This window comes from Erysipelothrix sp. HDW6A, assembly GCF_011400295.1.
In the GTDB taxonomy this organism is placed as follows: Bacteria; Bacillota_I; Bacilli_A; order Erysipelotrichales; family Erysipelotrichaceae; genus Erysipelothrix.
This window is the reverse complement of the sequence record NZ_CP049859.1, coordinates 517,519-538,214: the sequence shown is the minus strand read 5'-3', so window position 1 is coordinate 538,214 and position 20,696 is coordinate 517,519. Positions and strand designations below refer to the sequence as shown.

Genomic DNA, 20,696 nt, shown 5'->3' with positions numbered 1-20,696 from the left:
TAAATGATACTTCCATTTTTCGCCTTTTGTCCTTTCGACAGTCTCCCTAAGGATGTTTCCTTCTTGACATTGGACTCATAACCTTTTTTAATAGGTGTAGGAGTGATTGTATGAGTATAAGGGAAACTGCATCCAATGCAGAATGGGAAGTCATGAAAGTTGTCTGGAGTTTGGATCACGCTACCAGTAAAGATGTGTCAGACATCCTTAAAGAGAGTCAAGGTTGGGAAAACGCAACAACCAAGACATTATTAAGTAGACTGGTTAAAAAAGGATTCCTCACAACAAAAAAAGATGGGAAACGTTTCATCTATAAAGCGACTGTATCTGAAAAAGAATCAGTCAACCAAAAAGTGGAAGATGTCTTTGCATCAATCTGTGCTACTGCTGTAGGTAGTGCCATTGCGAGTGCGATTCGTGATCACGATCTAACGCAAGAAGATAAAGATGCAATCTTAGCAGTGCTTCAAGACAAACAAGTTGTAGAAACTATTCAGTGCTCATGTGCAAGCAATCATCATGCAAGCTGTAACTGCCCTGATGGTAAGTGCACATGTCACAAATAATAAGAATACAAGAAAACGATCAAGGGCAACGCATTGATCGTTTTCTTGCGCAATCCATTCAAAAATCTCGAAGTAAGATTGCGGAAATGATTCAAGACGGATCCATTCTCTGTAACAATGCACCCACAAAAGCAAACTATAAACTTAAACTCAACGACACAGTCACAGTGGGCGAATACATTATTAAGGCACTACAGCTTTATCCCCATGAAATGCCACTCGATATTATTTATGAAGATGAATGGATTCTCGTCCTTAATAAAGCTCGAGGTTTAGTAGTACATCCTGGAAAAGGTGTTCACGAACCTACATTACTTCATGGATTAGTCCATTACTTCAAAGATGCTCCTACGATTATTAAGCCAGGTCTTGTTCATCGTATTGATAAGATGACTTCCGGTTTACTGGTCATCGCCAAGACAGAAGATGCTCATGCAATCCTTGCGAATCAACTACTTGATAAAACGATGACACGTCATTATCAAGCTCTATGTGAAGGAAGTATTGAAGATATGGTAATTGATTCACCGATTGGAGAAGATCCCTTAAACACAAAAAAAATGGCTGTCAGCACCCTAAAAGGTCGACACGCCATCACTCATATTTCAGTATTAAAATCATATTCTAAACATACACTTGTTCATTGTGAACTTAAGACTGGTAGGACCCACCAAATACGGGTTCATCTAAGTTCTGTAGGACACCCTATTGTGGGTGATCCTCTTTACAACACCATCAACCCAAGTCAGGAAGGACAATATCTTTGTGCTTATCATTTGGAATTTATCCATCCAATCCTTAATAAACCAATGATGTTTGAAGTCCCTTTACCGGATTACTTCCAAAGAAAAGTAGACTTACTCTTGGTTTAAGATATGCTTTTCAATGTATTCAGCAACACCATTTTCACTATTCGTTGATGTGATATCATCTGCAATGATCTTTAAAGATTCGCGAGCATTTGCCATAGCAACACCTGTGCCTGCTTTCTTAATCATTGTAAGGTCATTATCACTATCACCAAAGGCAATAATTTCATCAGCTTGAATACCTCTTGAAGCAGCGTATTGTAGTAATGCTGCACCTTTGTTGACGTGACGAGGCATAATTTCTGCCCAACCAACACCAACAAGCATTAATGTAAACTCTTTACCGAATTCACGAGCAATTCGGTTTTTTACTAGCTCCGTATAGTCTCCATTTTGGACATAAATCATCTTAAGAATTTCACTACCATGTTCGAAACGATGCTTGATATCTTCTAAACCATTAATTCTTTGGCTGCGAAGTGAGTCATCAAAGAGTACCATTCTTTCTTTAGGAACTCCCAGGCGATAATCTTCAAACGAGACATCATCCATGTGATAGTAAATAACATCTTCAAAGGCATACATAACACCCATGAAGTATTTCTTACCAATCTCTTCCATCTTTTTACATGCTTCATAAGACATTGATTCGGCACGCACTGAGTAGCCCGCATTAGGAAACTCAACACGTAAACCATTCAAGCTAATAATAGCCATTTCTTCAGGGTCTATTCCACATTGTTTTGCGATCTCAGAAGCACTTTCATAATTACGTCCTGTGGCAATCACGAACTCAATACCCTGTGCTCGTGCTTTCTGAATAATTTCTTTTGTATAAGGCGTTACTTGGTGTTCATCATTAATTAACGTTCCATCAATATCACTTGCTATTAGTTTAATCATGACTGTCTCCTTTAGCTCTTACTTCATTTCTTCAATTGCTTGTTCTAATTTTGGATGCGGATCTTCCCAACCTTCTGGCTTAATTGTTTTTCCATCACCATTATAGTGTGGTAAACCATCATCCCAAAGTTTTGACATATTTGCATGTTGTACAATATCAAACAACACATCAGGCTTAATACCCATTTCTACTAAAGTACCTAAAGCAAAATAAATTGTATCAATCATAGCATCTGCTTGTTCGACAATATCGTCTGCTTCAATAAATTCATTAATTTCTTCTAACATCCATTTGTAGCGTTTTTCTGCACGCTCTTTCTGCATCATCACAGGCTTATCTGCAACTGGATGATCAAACTTTTCATGGAAAAGTTTAACTGCTTCCCATTCACGATTCATGTAACCACTACCTCCATATAGGAAATATTATACCATAGGTGAGTTCGTATTATTGTTAAGACCATGATTTACTTGAAATGAGTTCGTTATCTTAAAAACAAACGAGTTATGAAGATAACAGAAATTGTCAGAGTTTTCACAGAGTATTGCTTGATTTCTTATGCCAATCTGTTATAATGAACGTATGAACAGACATTCATACGTTAAAGGGGGTAACTAACGATGACACAACATAAACATCAACACGAAACATGCAATCATAATCATGATCACAATCACGACCATGGAAGCTGCGGACATAATCATTCAAAAAATGCAGTTTGGATTTTCTTAGCAGGTGTCCTTGCTTTTGCGATTGCATTATTTGCACCACAGAAGCTAATCGCAAACGGACTTTTCTTAGCATCTATCATTCTAAGTGGTGAACACGTTATTACCGAAGGATTCTTGGATACAATCAATTCAACAAAAAAGAATCGTAAGTTTACACCAAACATCCACTTGCTTATGACACTAGCCGCTTTAGGAGCTATCATCATTGGTGACTTCCAAGAAGCTGCCCTACTCATCTTAATCTTTGCGGGTGCACACTTCCTTGAAGATTACGTAGAAGGTAAAAGTAAACGTGATATTACCAACTTGCTTAATCTTAACCCTACACAAGCACGTCGTATTAATGAAGATGGAACTGTAGAAGTTATTGATGCTTCACTGATTAAAGTTGGAGACTTACTTCAAGTTCTTAACGGAGATCAAGTTCCTACTGATGGCGTTATTATCAGTGGTTACAGCTCAATAAACGAAGCTTCCATTACAGGAGAAAGTATTCCATCAGAGAAATCTAAAGGCGACTCCGTCTTTGGCAGTACTTTGAATGGTGATGGTACTTTCACAATGAAAGTTACTAAAGATAGTTCTGAAACTGTCTATGCGAAGATTGTGCAATTAGTAAACGCATCGCAAGACAATTTAACTCCTGCCGCTTCCAAAATAAAAAAACTAGAACCTAGCTATGTAAGCTTAGTCCTTATATTAGTCCCAATATTTATAATTCTTGGACCAACAATTTTCTCATGGACATGGTCAGAAAGCTTCTACCGTGGCATGGTCTTCTTAACGGTTGCATCACCATGTGCTCTCGCTGCAAGTGCAGTTCCTGCTACTTTAGCTGCAATTTCCAATTTAGCTCGCCAAGGTGTTCTCTTTAAAGGCGGTACATACTTATCAATGCTTAATGATATTAAAGTTATTGCCTTTGATAAGACCGGTACCCTAACAGCTGGTAAACCCGTTGTAACTGATGCATACTTTATCAACGAAGACAAACGTCAAGAATTCTTAGACATTATAGTAGCAATGGAAAAAGCTACCAACCACCCACTCGCAAACGCTATTATCACTCACTTCAATGTTTCCACTGTCATGGATATTGATGTGAATACGGTTGTAGGTCATGGCCTTAATGCTGATTACGAAGGTCATCATTACCAAATTGGTAAACCTGACATGTTTGAATCAGTTGATGAATCCATACAAGAAAGCAAAGAAAAACTAGCGCATGATGGTAAAACCATTGTTTACTTTGCAGAAGATGGAGTGGTTCAAGGATACATTGCATTACTAGATGTTCCTAATGCTGCTTCAAAAGATGTGGTCGATGCCTTGAAGAAACTGGGCATTCATACGGTAATGATTACAGGTGATTCCAAGCAAACAGGTGAAGCTATTGGTCGTCTTGTAGGAGTTGATGAAGTTCGTGGTAATGTTCTTCCCGAACAAAAAGCCGAGCTTGTAGAATCGCTACGTCGTGAACACGGACCAATCGTCATGATTGGTGATGGTATCAACGATGCACCTGCACTAGTTAAAGCGGATGTCGGTATTGCGATGGGACAAGGAACTGATATTGCGATTGATGTTGCTGATGCCGTATTGATGCGTAACGACTTAAACAACCTTGTAAAAGCAATCAAACAATCAAAACGATTGGATCGTATTGTTTGGGAAAATATCTTCTTCTCCATGTTTGTAGTAGTAGTTCTCGTAATTATGAATATTATGGGAACTATGGACCTACCACTCGGTGTTGTAATGCATGAAGGCAGTACAATCGTTGTTCTATTAAACGGTTTAAGACTTCTTAAATCACCTAAATAATTAAATATCGAAGCTGATTCAAAAAAACTGAATCAGCTTTTGTTATGCACACTTGCTAAAACTTGCTATAATAAGTGTATTCGTTATGAGGGAGCGAAAAACATGAAACCATATATTATTTTTTCCGATTTAGACGGAACACTCACTAATACAAGCGGTGATATTAGTGAACAAACAAAAAGCACGATTAAAAGTGTGCTTGATCAAGGTCATACTTTCTACATTTGTACTGGACGTATGATTCAATCTGCATTAGAAGTTGCTCAATCAATTGATAGTCGTATTGGAGTTATTGGTTCTAACGGTGGAGTTATCAAACAAGATAATAACTTAGTGATGAACGAAATGACTGAAGATACTATTTATCCACTAATTGATATGTCATTTAAATACAATGTACCACTTTTATTATTTGGACTTGATACAATTATTTATACATTGAATCCACCGAAGTTCTTTACTGATGATGCTGCAAAGCGAACATCTTCAAGCAATCGATCCCATGTCTTAGAATTATCCAGTGTTAACTATCCTGAAATATTGGATAAAACACGTATTGCGAACGCTATCTTTATCACTGAAGATTTAGACTTACAAGCAATCATTCGTGAAACACTCATTAAGACAGATCATTATCAAATTAGTAGTTCAAACTTTAATAACATTGAAGTCACTCCTAAAGAAACTTCTAAAGGTCTTGCAATCAAGAAGGTTGTGAAGTTGTTAGACTTCGATATGTCACGTACTGTTGCTTTTGGTGATGGTAACAATGATATTGAAATGTTGAAGGTAGCTCACCATGGAGTTGCTATGGGAAATGCTACAGAAGAACTTAAGAGTGTTGCAGGATATTTTGCTGATCACACTGATAACCAAGGATTCTCTACATATCTTACAAAGTTTTTGAATAGTAAATAATAAACAGCCCAGGACTTAATTGTCTTGGGCTTTAGTCTATTCGTACGCTTTTTCTACGCGTCGTATTTTACCTTTGATTGGACGACGTTCTAATGATTTCATTACATAACGTCCTTTGTCATTAAGTATCTCTACATAAGATGACTCATCCAATACTTGGATAACACCAATGTCACTGGCATCAACTTTAGAAATACCTGTAATAGCACCTACAATATCACCGGGACGTATTTTCTGTTTGCGTCCACCTTTGATATGTAACTTCATGATGTCTTGATGTGATACATCTTGTTTAATGTCGTCGCGTTTTTTCTTTTGAAGCGCCATGAATGCAGGGTTTTCTTCAAAAATGATTCCCTCGAGTGAGTTTGCGAAAGGATATGTTGTATAGAAATGTTTCTCTTGATATGGGAAGAGTAGTGTTAGTGCTTTTCCTGTTTCATCTTTTCTTGCCGTTCTCCCTGTACGGTGAACATAGGTTTCCTCATGTTCAGGTAAATCATAGTTTACAATCAACGGAACTTTATCGATATCTAGACCTCGTGCAGCAACATCAGTTGCGACAACGTAACGGATCTTTCCTTGTTTAAAATCTTTTAATGTTTGAGTACGATCTTTTTGATCACGATCTCCATGAAGGCGATCAACGTTTAAACCTTTATTCTTTAAGAAATTGTAAACGTCGTTAACAGTTACTTTCATATTACAGAATATAATTGCACTCTCTATCATCTCAGATTCAAGATAGTTAAGTAATAATTCATTTTTATTATCATTATAAGCAATCATGCCGTAGTGATTAATACGTTCTTCTACTGGATTATCGGAAGCTACTTCCAATAAAGTATTATGAGGTACGATGGTGTTGATAAGATGTTGGACATCATCATTCATGGTTGCCGAGAGTAGGATTGTTTGATGCTTGGTAAGTTGACCAACAATGTCTGTAACTTGGTCTCTAAAGCCCATGCGTAAGAGTTCATCCGCTTCATCGATTACAAGTGTACGGCACATTTCTAAATCCAAATTGCCACGTTCGATATGATCAAAAATACGACCCGGAGTACCGACTACAATATGACAACGTTGCTTCAATTCTTGTGCTTGACGTGACATAGAATCTTTACCAATTAAGCATGCAACACTGAGACGTTTATAACGAGCGATGTTGAAGATTTCTTCTTTGATTTGCATTGCCAGTTCACGTGTAGGAGCAATAACCATTGCTTGTGGAGTACGAATCTCCCATTCTGTAGCATCAACTAAAGGAATACCAAAAGCAGCAGTCTTACCACTCCCTGTCTCTGATAAAACTACAAAGTCATTTCCTTCTTTCATTCTTGGAATTAATATTTCTTGTACTTCTGTTGCTTCTGAATATCCTAAGACATTTAGAGCTTCAAGTATTGGTTCTGATAAACCAAACTGTTTAAATTCTGCCATAGTGAGTCACCTTTTTCTGTTCGTATCATATCACGTTTTCGCATAATACGATAGAATTATTATTTTACATATAAACCTCTATTTAAGCTTAGACAAAACAAAGACCCATGTTATTGGGTCAGATGTTTATCTAATTATTTTTCTAAGAAATTTACTTCTTTGATGATTCCAATATTTGGATTCAAGCTTTGAATTACTGGACAGTACTCATTGACCAAACGTAATGAACGCTCAACTTGAGCTTTCTTATCTTCTGGTACCCAGATATTAAAGGTAATCGCTACTTCTGTTAGTGGCTTAGCTTTATCATCTTCATCTACTTTATATGAAATGTCTACTGTATCTAAACGATGTTCAATGTTAGACTTCGTCAGTATACTTTCATAGACATAGGCTCCACAAGCACCAATTGATGTCACTAGTAATTGCACAGGAGAATAGCCGATATTACGTTTTAATACCCAGTTACCTTCTTTATGGAATAACTCTAAACCTTGTTCACCTTGTAGTAATTCTATTTGCATAATAACACCTCTCTTTACAATAATTCTAAGGTATCATTCATGAAAAAACAAGAAATCTAACCCGTTGATTGTTAAGACTGTGAAGTTCTTACAGTGATTATCTATCAAATATCAATGCTTCTTGACTTGTTATTCTCGAATCACCTTTGTCAGTTACTGAAATATGATTATCAGAAATCACTATTTCATTAGCACTACTCAAGTGATCCAAAATTCCTTGAATCTTATGGTTATCCCAGTTAATTGCTTCAAATAATTCTTCCTTCTTCAAAGAATCATGATCCTTTAAATAAAATAAGATTACAAGCTCGGAGAAACTATGACGTTGTTTGCGAATACGAAGTCGTGTCGAAATGTAGCCATTTTCTCGATTTAGCATCATTACCACAATAAAGGTTAAGCCTGTGACGAGTGCCATACTACCTGCAATCGAAACATCAAAGAACATAGCAACACCATATCCTAAAACAACATTAAAGATTGCAAAGAGTACACTTAGTGCAATCATTTTCTTTAAGTCATGTGTTAAGAGATAGGCAGTGATTGGAGGACCAATCATAAATGCAATCACAAGTACGGATCCGACTGCATTAAAGGCACCAACTGCTGTAATTGATACAAGTGTCATTAACAAGTAATTTAAGAAGATTGGAGAAAATCCAAGAGTCGCTGCAAGAAGTGCATCAAAGCTTGATAGTTGTAGCTCTTTGAAGAAGAGTTTGATGACAAAGATATCAATTAATAAAATTAAACCTGTATTAATATATGCAATTGGGAAACTTAGTCCAAAAAGAGTCATACGGTCTAAGGGAATAAAAGCCAACTCACCTAATAAAACAGCATCGGTATCTAAGTGAACATTTCCTGCATAGCGGCTAATGAGTACAATTGCGATACTAAAGATAAATGGGAAGACAACACCAATCGAGGCTTCTTCCGATAGTAAACGCGTTCTCTGCAATGTCTCGACAAGATATACAGTAATGATACCCATGATTAAGGCACCCACCATGAGTAAGGGTGATGATAGATCATGAGTGATAAAGAACCCTAATACAATACCTAATAGAACAGTATGGGTAATCGCATCACTCATCATAGCCATCTTACGAAGTACTAAGAATACCCCTACTAATGCACACGATACCGCAACAATTGAAGCTACGATAATAATTTCATATTGACCGAGTGTCATAGCGTTTCCCCCTTTCCATTAAGATATAGATTCTCATACGCAGAATCAGTGAGTGAATAAAGACTGTCGGATGTAAGTTCCAAGAAACTACGATTCATCAAACTATGAATCCAAGCATCAACAGACTTCGAACCCATTTTATGATCATCAGTCTTCACAATATCTACCAAAACATCTTTACTATACGATTCATCTTTTACTAGCTTGTTGTTTTCAATAAGATGAAGTAAAAGAATATCATCATAGTGTGATTTACGTACATTGCTTTGTGTTATTTTTCTTGCGAGAATACCTCGTTGAGGTGCAAACAAGAGACTTAGTATTACGATTACACTAGCAACTAAAACGATTCCAGGACCTGTAGGGAACTGAGATACTGTAGAGCTAATGATTGTACCTGATAGTCCACTAATTCCACCTAGTAGCGACGAAAGAAGTGTCATACCTAATAATGAATGTGTCCATTGTCGTGCTGCTACAGCTGGAGCAATAAGTAAAGCACTCATCAATACAACCCCAACCATTTGGATTCCCATAACAACACTTACAACAACAAATGCAGATAAAAGTGTATTTAGTATTTTTGAATTGAAACCTTGAATTTGAGCACTAATGGGATCAAAGGTAAAGAATTTCAATTCTTTCCAGAATAGTGCAGTAGCAAGAGCCACAACTGCAGTAATAATTAAGATTAAACTTACATCACGTTCTAGTATTGTGGCTGCTTGACCAAATAAGAAACGGTTCAATCCAGCTTGATTCGAGTTTGGTGTCTTTTGAATCTCTGTAAGTAACATTAAACCTAAACCGAAGAAGGATGCCATAACAAGAGCCATAGAACTTTCAAAGTTTACTCTTGAGTTCTTAGCGATAAACGACGTAATATATGTTGAGATTAAACCAATAATAAGTGCTCCAAGCAGGAGGACTTCTGTGTTCTTTGTTTGGGTAAGCATGAATGCAATTGCGATACCTGCTAAGGAAGAGTGAGCGATACTATCACCAATAAGACTTTGTTTTCTTAAGACCGCAAAGGTTCCTGTTAATCCACTCAATACTCCTAAAGAGACACTTCCTATGGCTACAACTTGAAAGGTATAGTCACTAAATAATCGAAGGATTTGGTCCATAATTATACCCTCCTTTTACCATCATAGGTTTTCTTTATATTCTCATCTGTAAAGATTTCTTCAACGCTTCCCGAAGCAACGATACGAACGTTCACAAAAACAACGTCGTCAAAGTATTCAGGAACACTGTTTAAGTCGTGGTGAACTGCAATAACAGTTCCACCATCATTAACAATCTCTCTTAATAGTTCCATAAGAACCTTCTCAGTACGAATATCGACACCTTTTAAAGGTTCATCAAGAATGTATATTTCTGCCTCTTGCGCTAAAGCACGGGCTAGGAAAACACGTTGTTGTTGTCCTCCAGATAATTGTTGGATTTGACGGTGTTTAAAGTCTGATAAGCCAACCTTGTCAATCATTTGTGATGCAATCTCTTTGTCTTTTTTACTTGGTCGTTTAAACCAACCTAACTTGCCATATCTTCCCATCAATACAATATCACTTACAGTTGCTGGGAAATCCCAGTCAACACTACCGCTTTGTGGAACATAGGCAATACGGCTTAAATCATTATTATCAAGTACTTGTACTTCCCCTGAAATCGGTTCGATTAATCCCATCACTGTTTTGACTAAGGTTGACTTACCTGCACCATTAGGACCAACAATTGCGGTTAATCTTCCCTTATTGAAATCTACGTGCGCATTCCAAACAACTGGTTTTGTATCGTACGCTACGGTTATATCTTTTACGCTAATAGCACTGTTTTCTTTCATATTAATTCCTACATCTTTCTAATGAATATTTCCTCAGCAGCTTGATTACTGATTTCTACAAGTCGATCGTCAACTTTTAAAGTACGTGTTGCATCATAATTACTAATTGCCACTAAGGTAACAACATCGCCTACTGAAATATTCTTATGACTTAGATACTCCAAGAAAACTCGATCATCAACAACTTCTGCGATTACGACGCTTTCATGTAGATTAATTTCCGACAGTTTAAAGATTATTTCTTTTGTTTCTTCAGTGTTACCAAAAATAATACTTCCATGTGGACAATACTCTGGGTACTGTAGAAACTCATTGAGACGTTCTGATAAATAATCTGAAGTAGCATGTTCAAGAACTTCTGCATCTGCATGAACATCTTCCCAATCATATCCAAGATAATTTACTAAGAACACTTCCCACAAACGGTGCTTACGAATTAACGTTTGGGCAATTCGTGTTCCCTCTTTAGTTAAAGTGTATCCTAAAGCACTATCTTTAATAATTTGATCCGATTCAACAAGTTTATTGAGCATTTCTGTAACAGAAGGTGGTGAAATTTTTAGTTCTTCAGCTATTTTTTTATTAGTAACTTTTATCTTTTTTTGATTTTGTCCGTATATGAACTTGATGTAATCTTCTCTACTCGGTGTCATAAATTCCTCCTTAGGCATGCCTAACTATTGATATTATAGACCTAAATAACTATAAAATCAACTTATATATTGCATATTAGGTCTAGTTGATGTAAGATTTATACATAAATTAGGTTTACCTAAGTAATAAAGGAGTTATGTATGAAAAAATTAGTTATTGGACTACTTTCGTTATTATTACTATTAACAGGGTGTCAAAAAAATAATCAAGAAGATGGAAAACTCAATATTGTCGTTACAACGACAATGATTACAGATTTAGTAGAAACAATTGGCGGTGATCATGTTAATGTTAAAGGTTTGATGACCACAGGAGTTGATCCACACCTTTATCAAGCAAAAGCAAGTGATGCAACAACATTAATAGCAGCAGATCTTGTAATCTATAACGGTGTTCATCTTGAAGCTAAGCTTACAGATGTCCTCGCTAAATTAGAAAACGCTATAAGCTTAGAAAGTGGATTGGACGAGGGAGATATTCTAGCTGATGATGAGGGTGGTATTGATCCTCATATATGGTTTAGTGTTCCACTTTGGAAAAAAGCAGCAATACGTGTGTCAAAAGGATTATCTGAACTCGATCCAACTAACGCTAAGGACTATGATGCAAATCTTCAAAAGTATCTCGTTGAACTTGATGATTTACAATCATACATTACAAATAAATTAAGTGTTATTGAAGGTGATAAACGAGTCTTAGTAACAGCTCACGATGCTTTTAACTATTTTGCACACTCTAATAATTTCGAAGTTCGTTCGATTCAAGGTATCAGTACTGAGTCAGAAGCATCAACATCGACGATTAGCGAACTTGCTGACTTTATTACTAAACATCAAATTAAATCAGTATTTACCGAGTCATCGATATCTCCAAAGACTATTGAATCTCTTCAGAAAGCAGTTGAGTCGCGTGGCTTTAAGGTTACAATTGGTGAAGAACTTTATTCCGACTCACTCAAAGATAACGCAAGCTATATTGAAACATTTAAACTTAACGTTGATGCGATAGTAAGAGCATTAGCATAAATTCATCTTTAGAACACAAAGAAAAGAGGTCCTATATAGACCTCTTTCTTTTTCGGTTTCATAGAACCAATTTTATATCGAGCGACAACGGTATAGTCTTTTAGACAATTACTTCTTCGTTTTCTGGATCAAAGAAGTGAGCTTTATTAACATTAAAGCTGATTTCAACATCTTCTCCAATGTTGAATTGTTGTTGTGGACTTACTTTAGCAATGAAATCTGTTCCACCTGCATTAAGGTGAAGCATAATTTCAGAACCTAATAGTTCACTTACAACAACTTTAGCTTTAACAATTGATTCTGGATTTGCATCAAGAACTAATTGTTCGTTGTTAATTGATTCTGGACGGATACCAAACCAAACACGTTTGTTTTCATACCCTCTATCTTTAAGGAGTTTTACTTTTCCTTCTGGGATAGCCAATTCAAAGCCATCTTCACCAATTAATTTACCATCTTTGAATTCTACATCAAAGAAGTTCATTGCCGGTGACCCAATGAACCCTGCTACAAACTTATTCGCTGGACGGTTATAAACTTCAGTAGGTGTTCCTACTTGTTGAATAAATCCAGCTTTCATAATTACAATGCGGTCAGCCATTGTCATCGCTTCCGTTTGGTCGTGAGTGACATAGACTGTCGTTGTACCAAGTCGTGCATGGAGTTTTGAGATCTCTGCACGCATTGTAACACGAAGTTTTGCGTCTAAGTTTGATAGAGGTTCATCCATTAAGAATACTTGTGCATTACGAACGATTGATCGTCCCAATGCAACACGTTGACGTTCACCACCAGATAATGCTGCTGGTTTCTTGTCTAGATAGTGTGTAATACCTAAAGTTTCTGCTGCTTCACGTACAAGTTTGTCAATTTCTTCTTTAGGATATTTACGTAGTTTTAATCCAAATGCCATATTGTCAAAAATAGTCATATGTGGATACAATGCATAGTTTTGGAAAACCATTGCAATGTCTCGGTCTCGTGGAGATACATCATTAACCAAACGGTCACCAATGTAGAGTTCTCCTTCTGTAATATCTTCCAATCCAGCAATCATTCGAAGGGTTGTAGATTTACCACATCCTGAAGGACCTACAAATACTACAAACTCCTGATCTTGAATTTCAAGATTGAAATCACTAACTGAATAGCGATCATTACCATCGTATTTTTTATAGACTTGTTTTAATGTGATACTTGCCATCTCATTGTCCCCCTTTGTGGTCATCACGTCGGCAACGGCGTGTTTCGTGAACCCATTTTGTTAAGCGTTTGAGTCCATCTGTGTAATCTTGTGAGTATGTATCTAATTTCCATTCCCAGTTAGGACTTCCTACTGTTCCTGGACTATTAATGCGTGTTGAACCTGATAATCGCATAATGTCTTGAATTGGTAAGATTGCCCAATCTGCTTTTAAGCGAAGTGTATAGTGGCAGATTTGATCAATGATATGATCATCATCTACTCCACGTATTGCAAGTTCTTTAGCTACGCGTACTTGTTCTTTTAATGGCATGTTTTCTTTCCAGCCACCAAGTGTCTCATTATCATGAGTTCCTGTATACACAAGCATGTTAGTTTTCATTGTTTCGTCTCGTTCAATTTCTTTAGTCTTAAGAGCGAACTGGATAATTTGCATACCCATCAACTCATAATCATCACGAAGTTGGAGAACTTCAGGTCTTAAGTCACCTAAGTCTTCTACAACTAAATCTAAATTTTCAATCTGACGATACATTGCATCAAAGAAATCATGTGCCGGACCAAGACGCCATTCGCCATCTATAGCGGATGTAGCTTCTCCGTCAACTACCCAATATGTATCGAATGCTCTAAAGTGATCCAAACGAATTACATCAAACATTGTTTGATTCCATTTGAGTCGATCCACCCAGAATTTGTAATCGGTCTTTGCGATAGCGTCCCAATTGTATATTGGATTACCCCAAAGTTGGCCTTCTTCACTAAAGTAATCGGGTGGAACACCTGCTACAAGAGTTGGACGACCATCTTTTCCTAGGAAGAAAAGATCACGATTGAAATAAACTTCTGCTGAATCATGTCCAAGATAAATTGGGAGATCCCCAACAATCTTGATGTTTAATTCTTCTGCATATGTCTTTAATTTTTTCCATTGTTCAAAGAATACAAATTGTAAGAATTTATGATAGTTTGCTTCTTTTGGGTCTGGGATTAATTCAGTCCACTCGACCCAGGAAGTATTACCATTTTGAGTTCTTAATGCCATGAAGTCTGCATACTCATCAAGCCAATGTGCTTTGATGATGAATTCTTCATAGTTTTTATCTTCTTTAAAGTGTTTGTAAGCTTCTTTTAAATAGTGTGTTTTTGTCTTACGAACCTCATCGTAGTCTACAGAATCATCTTCAATGGTTTCCCATTCGATTTCAAGATTCATGGATTCGTAAAGATCCTCAAGACAAATATAGATTTCATCTCCTGCAAATGACGAGTAAGTTTGGTATGGTGAGTTACCATAGCCTACTGGGTTTAAAGGAAGTACTTGCCATAAGCTTGATCCAGTTTTACTTAGATCATGAAGCCATGTATAAGCATCTTTTCCTAAATCTCCAATTCCCATCGTTCCAGGAAGACTTGATAAGGGCATCAATACCCCTGCAACGCGTGCCATCGATTAGACCTTCCAGATATCGCGGTTGTAGTCTGCAATAGTTCTGTCTGAGCTAAAGAAGCCAGCATTCGCAATATTAACAATCATTTTCTTAGCCCATGTTGCACGATCTTCGTAATCGTTGAAGCATGTATCTTTAACTGTTACATAATCTTCAAAGTCGATAAGTGTCATGAACCAATCTTTTGTAATGAATTCGTGGTGTAAACGAGCTAAGTTATCTTTGTTACCAGCTGCTAACATTTCATCACTAATTAAGAAATCAACTGCTGCCTTAATACGTGGGTCGTTATCATAGTATTCACGTGATACGTAGTCTGCTTTTTCATAGTGTTCAATGATTTCATCACTGTGTTTACCAAAGATGTAGATGTTATCTTCACCAACATGATCTTTAATTTCAACGTTCGCACCATCTAATGTACCAAGTGTTAGAGCACCATTTAACATAAGTTTCATGTTACCTGTTCCACTTGCTTCTTTACTTGCAAGTGAGATTTGTTCTGAAACATCACATGCTGGAATTAAGTATTCTGCTTCAGTAACGTTGTAGTTCTCAACAAATACAATTTGCATGTATTGGCTAAGTTCTTTATCGTTAGCAATAATTTCACTTAATGTTAAGAGTGAGTGAATGATGTCTTTAGCAATAATATAAGCAGGAGCTGCTTTTGAACCAAAGAAGAATGTTACATGACGACTTGGTTTGTAACCATCACGGATACGTAACATTAAGTCAATAATGTATAACATGTTTAATTGTTGACGTTTGTATTCGTGAAGACGTTTGATTTGGATGTCAAAGATCGAGTTTGTATTGATTGTGATATTTTTTGTAGCAGCTAAATGTTTAGCAAGACGTTCTTTTTGGGATGTCTTAATTGCTAAGATTGAATCTTGAACTTCTTTATCATCTTTGAATGCTTCGAAAGCTTTAAGTGCTGTTGCTTCGTCTTTGAATTCATCGCCAATACGTGATTCTAAGAAGCTTGTAAGCTCACGGTTACTGAATTGTAACCAACGTCTGAATGTAATTCCGTTTGTTTTATTGTTGAAACGTGTTGGGTATAAGTCTGCAAATTCTTTTAATTCTGATTTTACTAGAATTTCTGTATGAAGTGCAGCAACACCGTTTGTACTAAAGCTAAAGTGAATTGCTAATGAAGCCATGTGTACTTTATTGTTTTCATCAATTAATTGTACTTTTGGATCTGTTGAACGTGTTGCAACAATATCTTGAAGTTTGTGTAGAATTGGTACTAAGTCAGCATCTACTGCTTCAAAGTAATTAATTGGCCATGTTTCCAATGCTTCCGCAAGGATTGTATGGTTTGTATAAGCACATGTGTTACTTACGATTTCCACTGCATCTTCGAAGCTAACGCCACGTTCTTGTAATGCTTGAATTAATAGAACAACAACCATTGAAGGGTGAGTATCGTTAATTTGGATAACTACATGTTTATGAAGTTCTGTTAGGACATCTTTATGGCTTTCTAAGATGTATGAAAGACCACTCTTGACCATAAAATATTGTTGTGCAAAACGTAAACGTAGTCCTGTTTCTGTTGAATCATCTGGATACAAGAATAATGTTAAGTTTTTGTCGATTGCTTCTTGGTCAAAACGGATTCCTTCACCAACAAGTGTTTCATCAATACTCTCTAAATCGAAAAGACGTAATGTAGTTTTCTTACCACGGTATCCTAATACATCAATTTCATACATACGTGATTTTAAGGAAACATCACCGATTTGTACTGGGTAAACTACATCAGTTTTACGTAACCACGATGGAATGTCTAACCAAACATCTTTTGTTTCTGTTTGTAAATGATTTCGGAATACTTGTTTGAATAATCCAAAGTGATAGTTTAATCCTAAACCTTCACCGTTAATTCCAAGTGTTGCAATTGAGTCTAAGAAACATGCTGCAAGACGGCCTAATCCACCGTTACCTAATGATGGTTCTGGATCAAATCCTTCGATATCACTGATATCATGACCATTTTCTTTAAGTACAGCACCAATTTCGTCGTAGATGCCTAAGTTCATCATGTTATTTGTAAGTAATTTACCAATAAGGAACTCAGCTGACATGTAGTAAACCTTACGGTCACCTTTGACATGTTCTACTTCTTTAATACGGTTTTGAACAACTTCAAGAACTACTTCGTAAACTTCTGCAGTACTCATTGATTTCAGATCTTTGTCTGATACCGATAAAATTTCATTGCGAATCATAAATATATATCTCCCTTCGTCACTATGCTTACATAATGACGTCTTCATAATTAATTGTTGTGATTGTATAATCTAGAATTATCGCTTGACCTTTTTCGTCAGCAATTAATCGTTTTGCTTCATCAATTGCATTTCGTGCAACATTATAGAAGTCTTGTTGTACTGTTAACATTGGATAATCAATGTACCCCAGTAACTTGATACCGTCATAACCACATACGGGTCTAAAGATATCCATTTCTTTTAAAGCATTGACTGCCCCAATTGCCATCAAGTCAGAAGCACAAACGATGACATCTGCTTCGTTACCATATTGCTTAACTAAATCAATAGCTTTTAACTCGCTAAAGTCTGAATACTGAGCGTTAAGATTCACGCCAAGTTTATCACAGGCATCAACAACACCTTGAAGTCGTAAGTCAGTTACGAATCCATCACGACGTCCTGCGAGGTAAAGAACATTTCTAATTGTTCCTTCACTTTTTTGGATGATTTGAGTTGCAATGTCATATTGTGCTTTTTGATGGTCAACCATGACATAGGATGTTCTATCATTTAGAATCGGTCCATCAACTACGACCGTTCTGAAATGTTCTTCTTGAATAATTTCATTGAAGAATATTTCTTCTTTATGGAGTCCATAAACTACTACAGCTTCAATACTTAATGACTTAAGATAATGAATAATTTCTACTTTACTCATGTTTTCAAAGACACCGGAGAAGACTGTTGTTACATCAAGTTTATGAATGTTAGCTTGGAAAAATGAACCAAAGAGGTATTGCATATTAATTTCGTCAATCGCTTGACGTTTGTTATTAATAAACACCACTACCGCTATCCTTCTTCCCTTCTTTGAAGAGAGTGCGGAAGCTGCCGCATTTGGAACATAGTTCAATTCAGTTACAGCTTGCATGACTTTATCACGTGTCGCCTGACTAATGTTATCGTAATTATTAAGTACTTTCGAGACGGTTGAAACACCCACCCCAGCTCTTTTTGCCACATCGCCAATATTCGCCATACAAACCCCTCCATTTATTTTTCGATTATGATGGTTGTGTAAGCAGATAACTCTAGTGTGTTACCTACTTTCTTTACTTTACCATTGACTGAGTTAATCTTATCATAATCTTGTGTTATCGTATTCATTTCTTCTGATAAATTATGTACTAAGATAACATTATCGTATTCCAAAGCATAGATCGCAGGGTTTCCCATATCAATTACATTGAATTTGCCACGGGCAAGATCCTTTGAATACGTATTTCTAATATTAATTACCTTTTGATAGTGATACCAAAGGGAATCTTTATCTTTCTTTGCTTCTTCATAAGTTAGTGGCTGTGATGCTGTATAATCTGCAGCACTTGGGCCATTGGTTACATCTTTCGGATTTTTTGACCATGGCATTGGTAAACGTTTGTTTTCATCAATACCACTTCCCTTCATACCCAGTTCTTCACCATAATAGATAAATACATTTCCTGGCATCAGCAAATATAATGATGCTGCCATTTTTTGTTTTTCTAATGTAGTGAGGTATCCAGCACTTCGGTTGTTGTCGTGATTTGATAAGAACACTGCGTCAATTGCTTGACCGTTTTGATTGCTAATTTCTTGATTGTAATCATAGACTTGCTTGGCAAGTCGTGCTCCATCAGATTTATTAATAGCAGTTACGATTTTTCCACTATTCTGACTTAGCCCAAAGTTGAAGAAACTATCAAGTTGACTTGCATACATTTCTTGAATGGTTGAATCAACTGTCCATGCTTCTCCGACAAGATACGCATCTGATTTCTTCGATTTAACCAGGGTTTGTAACCAGTCTAGAAACTCGACATTAAGACTTAAGTTTTCACCATAAAAGTGGGTTGTAGCGTCTAACCTAAATCCTTTTACACCTTTATCAAGCCAGAAACTGACAATATCATCAATTTCATGTCGTAAACTTTCATTATCAAGATTCAAATCAGGCATTTCTTCCCAGAATACTGACTCATAATACGTTGAGTCGTTAAGCTTGGTATATCCTGATTCATACGAATCGCTGAAATTATAGTAACCACATTCGGCGATTTCATCACATGTATTGTTTGTAACTCCTGATACCGCCTTTAGAAACCATGGATGTTTTGAAGAAGAGTGATTAAGAACAAGGTCAATAATTAGATCCATGTCTCTACTTTTCATTTCTTTGACCAGATTGTCAAAGTCTTCCATTGTTCCATAAGCCTTATCAATTGCTTTATAGTCTGTTACATCATATTTATGATAGGTAGGTGATGGGCTAATTGGCATGAGCCAAATCCCTGTCACCCCTAGCTCTTGTAATGTATCCAGAGATTCGGTAACTCCTTGTAAGTCTCCCATTCCATCACCGTCAGAGTCTTTATAGGATCCAACGAAGATTTCATAGTATACCGAGTTAACCTCAGGCTTAACGGAGACATGCTCAGCTTGACAGCCTGTTAAGATCACTAAAGTTAGAATAACTCCAAAGAGCTTTCTCATCCTTTAACAGATCCTCCTGTAACACCTGTTACGTAGTATTTTTGCATCTTAATAAATAAGAGTGTGATAGGAACCGCAATTAATACTGCTCCCGCACAGAAGCGAGTGAAGTACATTGCGATATTTTCACGTGTTAACATTTGATATAAACCAAGTGCTACCGTGTAGTTCTGATAGCTATCACGCATGATTACGGATACGAAGATGAAGTCGACCCATGGAGCGATGAAACTTGTTAGAACTGTATAGATAATAATTGGTTTTGACATTGGAAGGGTAATCTTCCAGAAGATATCATTCTTTGTAGCACCATCGATCATTGCTGATTCATCAACAGCATATGGAATGGTATCGAAGAATCCTTTAGAAATGTAATAACCCATGGCAGCACCACCAGAATAGACAAGAATTAATGCCCATAGTGATTGTGTTAAGTTCATTGCTTTTAAGATATGGTAAACAGCTGTCATTGACATAAATCCAGGGAACATTCCAAGGATTAGGATAATGTTCATCATTTTCTTACGGAATCTAAAACGTAGGCGGCTGAAAGCATAACTTGTAAGTAAAACGATAATTGTTGAAATAATACAACTTACTACCGCTACAAACAATGTATTCATGAACCAACGTGGGAAGTTAAATAAACTTGTTTCTGTAAAGAGTTTGATGTAGTTATCGAATGTCCATACTTTTGGAATAATGTAGTTTGTTGTTGCTCCACCTTCACCACGTAAGGACTGCATGATTAACCATGCAACAGGAAGTAACCAAAGTACTGACAGTACAGATAAGAATGTGTGTCCTATTGTACTGGATATAAATCGTTTGCGTTTCAT

At 36.6% G+C, this 20,696-nt stretch carries 19 protein-coding genes; 5 read left to right on the top strand and 14 right to left on the bottom strand.

The features are described 5' to 3' along the window. The first annotated feature begins 110 nt into the window (after positions 1–110). Both G7059_RS02790 and G7059_RS02785 read left to right on the top strand, forming a co-directional pair. Positions 111–566: a CopY/TcrY family copper transport repressor gene (locus G7059_RS02790; protein WP_166080574.1), complete on the top strand. Its 456-nt coding sequence runs from the start codon at positions 111–113 to the stop codon at positions 564–566. Continuing rightward, the gene (locus G7059_RS02785; protein ID WP_166080573.1) at positions 554–1,438 is read left to right on the top strand and encodes an RluA family pseudouridine synthase; all 885 of its coding nucleotides are present in this window, start codon (positions 554–556) and stop codon (positions 1,436–1,438) included. Before G7059_RS02790 ends, G7059_RS02785 begins: the two co-directional genes overlap by 13 nt. Here G7059_RS02785 and G7059_RS02780 read toward each other — a convergent pair. Together G7059_RS02780 and G7059_RS02775 are read right to left on the bottom strand one after the other, a co-directional pair. Then, positions 1,424–2,278 carry a Cof-type HAD-IIB family hydrolase gene (locus tag G7059_RS02780; protein WP_166080572.1) on the bottom strand — a complete coding sequence of 285 codons (855 nt, stop codon included), beginning with the start codon at positions 2,276–2,278 and terminating at the stop codon, positions 1,424–1,426. The two genes, G7059_RS02785 and G7059_RS02780, sit on opposite strands and share 15 nt — an antisense overlap. An 18-nt stretch (positions 2,279–2,296) precedes the next feature. After that, positions 2,297–2,677 carry an HAD family hydrolase gene (locus G7059_RS02775; protein ID WP_166080571.1) on the bottom strand — a complete coding sequence of 127 codons (381 nt, stop codon included), beginning with the start codon at positions 2,675–2,677 and terminating at the stop codon, positions 2,297–2,299. Positions 2,678–2,899: 222 nt separating this feature from the next. Here G7059_RS02775 and G7059_RS02770 point away from each other — a divergent pair, with 222 nt between their 5' ends. Then, positions 2,900–4,834, top strand: a complete 1,935-nt coding sequence (locus G7059_RS02770) for a heavy metal translocating P-type ATPase (RefSeq protein ID WP_166080570.1) — start codon at positions 2,900–2,902, stop codon at positions 4,832–4,834. A gap of 102 nt (positions 4,835–4,936) precedes the next feature. Next, positions 4,937–5,752, top strand: coding sequence for an HAD family hydrolase (locus G7059_RS02765; RefSeq protein WP_166080569.1), 816 nt, complete (start codon positions 4,937–4,939; stop codon positions 5,750–5,752). A 36-nt stretch (positions 5,753–5,788) separates the two neighbouring features. Here the strand turns inward: G7059_RS02765 and G7059_RS02760 are convergent, their stop codons facing one another. From G7059_RS02760 to G7059_RS02735, 6 genes are all read right to left on the bottom strand, one after another. Then, positions 5,789–7,195, bottom strand: coding sequence for a DEAD/DEAH box helicase (locus tag G7059_RS02760; protein ID WP_166080568.1), 1,407 nt, complete (start codon positions 7,193–7,195; stop codon positions 5,789–5,791). Positions 7,196–7,329: 134 nt separating this feature from the next. Continuing rightward, positions 7,330–7,719, bottom strand: coding sequence for an OsmC family protein (locus tag G7059_RS02755; RefSeq protein ID WP_205700231.1), 390 nt, complete (start codon positions 7,717–7,719; stop codon positions 7,330–7,332). A 97-nt stretch (positions 7,720–7,816) separates the two neighbouring features. Further along, complete coding sequence (locus G7059_RS02750; protein WP_166080567.1) at positions 7,817–8,914, bottom strand: metal ABC transporter permease; 1,098 nt, start codon at positions 8,912–8,914, stop codon at positions 7,817–7,819. Further along, positions 8,911–10,044 carry a metal ABC transporter permease gene (locus G7059_RS02745; RefSeq protein ID WP_166080566.1) on the bottom strand — a complete coding sequence of 378 codons (1,134 nt, stop codon included), beginning with the start codon at positions 10,042–10,044 and terminating at the stop codon, positions 8,911–8,913. The genes G7059_RS02750 and G7059_RS02745 overlap by 4 nt, the downstream gene beginning before the upstream one ends. 2 nt (positions 10,045–10,046) lie before the next feature. Beyond that, positions 10,047–10,763, bottom strand: coding sequence for a metal ABC transporter ATP-binding protein (locus G7059_RS02740; RefSeq protein WP_166080565.1), 717 nt, complete (start codon positions 10,761–10,763; stop codon positions 10,047–10,049). 8 nt (positions 10,764–10,771) lie between these two features. Next, positions 10,772–11,416, bottom strand: a complete 645-nt coding sequence (locus G7059_RS02735) for a metal-dependent transcriptional regulator (protein ID WP_166080564.1) — start codon at positions 11,414–11,416, stop codon at positions 10,772–10,774. A gap of 141 nt (positions 11,417–11,557) precedes the next feature. Between G7059_RS02735 and G7059_RS02730 the strand changes: the two genes are divergently transcribed. Next, on the top strand, positions 11,558–12,442 hold the full coding sequence (locus G7059_RS02730) for a metal ABC transporter solute-binding protein, Zn/Mn family (protein ID WP_166080563.1): 885 nt from the start codon (positions 11,558–11,560) through the stop codon (positions 12,440–12,442). A gap of 100 nt (positions 12,443–12,542) precedes the next feature. Here the strand turns inward: G7059_RS02730 and G7059_RS02725 are convergent, their stop codons facing one another. Genes G7059_RS02725 through G7059_RS02700 form a run of 6 tightly spaced genes read right to left on the bottom strand, consistent with a single transcriptional unit; the run spans position 12,543 to position 20,696 of the window. After that, positions 12,543–13,646 carry an ABC transporter ATP-binding protein gene (locus tag G7059_RS02725; RefSeq protein ID WP_166080561.1) on the bottom strand — a complete coding sequence of 368 codons (1,104 nt, stop codon included), beginning with the start codon at positions 13,644–13,646 and terminating at the stop codon, positions 12,543–12,545. 1 nt (position 13,647) lies between these two features. Then, positions 13,648–15,096: a 4-alpha-glucanotransferase gene (gene malQ / locus G7059_RS02720; protein WP_166080560.1), complete on the bottom strand. Its 1,449-nt coding sequence runs from the start codon at positions 15,094–15,096 to the stop codon at positions 13,648–13,650. A 3-nt stretch (positions 15,097–15,099) separates the two neighbouring features. Next, positions 15,100–17,340: a glycogen/starch/alpha-glucan phosphorylase gene (gene glgP, locus G7059_RS02715; RefSeq protein ID WP_166080558.1), complete on the bottom strand. Its 2,241-nt coding sequence runs from the start codon at positions 17,338–17,340 to the stop codon at positions 15,100–15,102. A 28-nt stretch (positions 17,341–17,368) separates the two neighbouring features. After that, positions 17,369–18,364 carry a LacI family DNA-binding transcriptional regulator gene (locus G7059_RS02710; RefSeq protein ID WP_166080557.1) on the bottom strand — a complete coding sequence of 332 codons (996 nt, stop codon included), beginning with the start codon at positions 18,362–18,364 and terminating at the stop codon, positions 17,369–17,371. Positions 18,365–18,378: 14 nt separating this feature from the next. Beyond that, the gene (locus tag G7059_RS02705; protein WP_166080556.1) at positions 18,379–19,857 is read right to left on the bottom strand and encodes an alpha-amylase family glycosyl hydrolase; all 1,479 of its coding nucleotides are present in this window, start codon (positions 19,855–19,857) and stop codon (positions 18,379–18,381) included. Next, positions 19,854–20,696: a sugar ABC transporter permease gene (locus tag G7059_RS02700; protein WP_166080555.1), complete on the bottom strand. Its 843-nt coding sequence runs from the start codon at positions 20,694–20,696 to the stop codon at positions 19,854–19,856. The genes G7059_RS02705 and G7059_RS02700 overlap by 4 nt, the downstream gene beginning before the upstream one ends.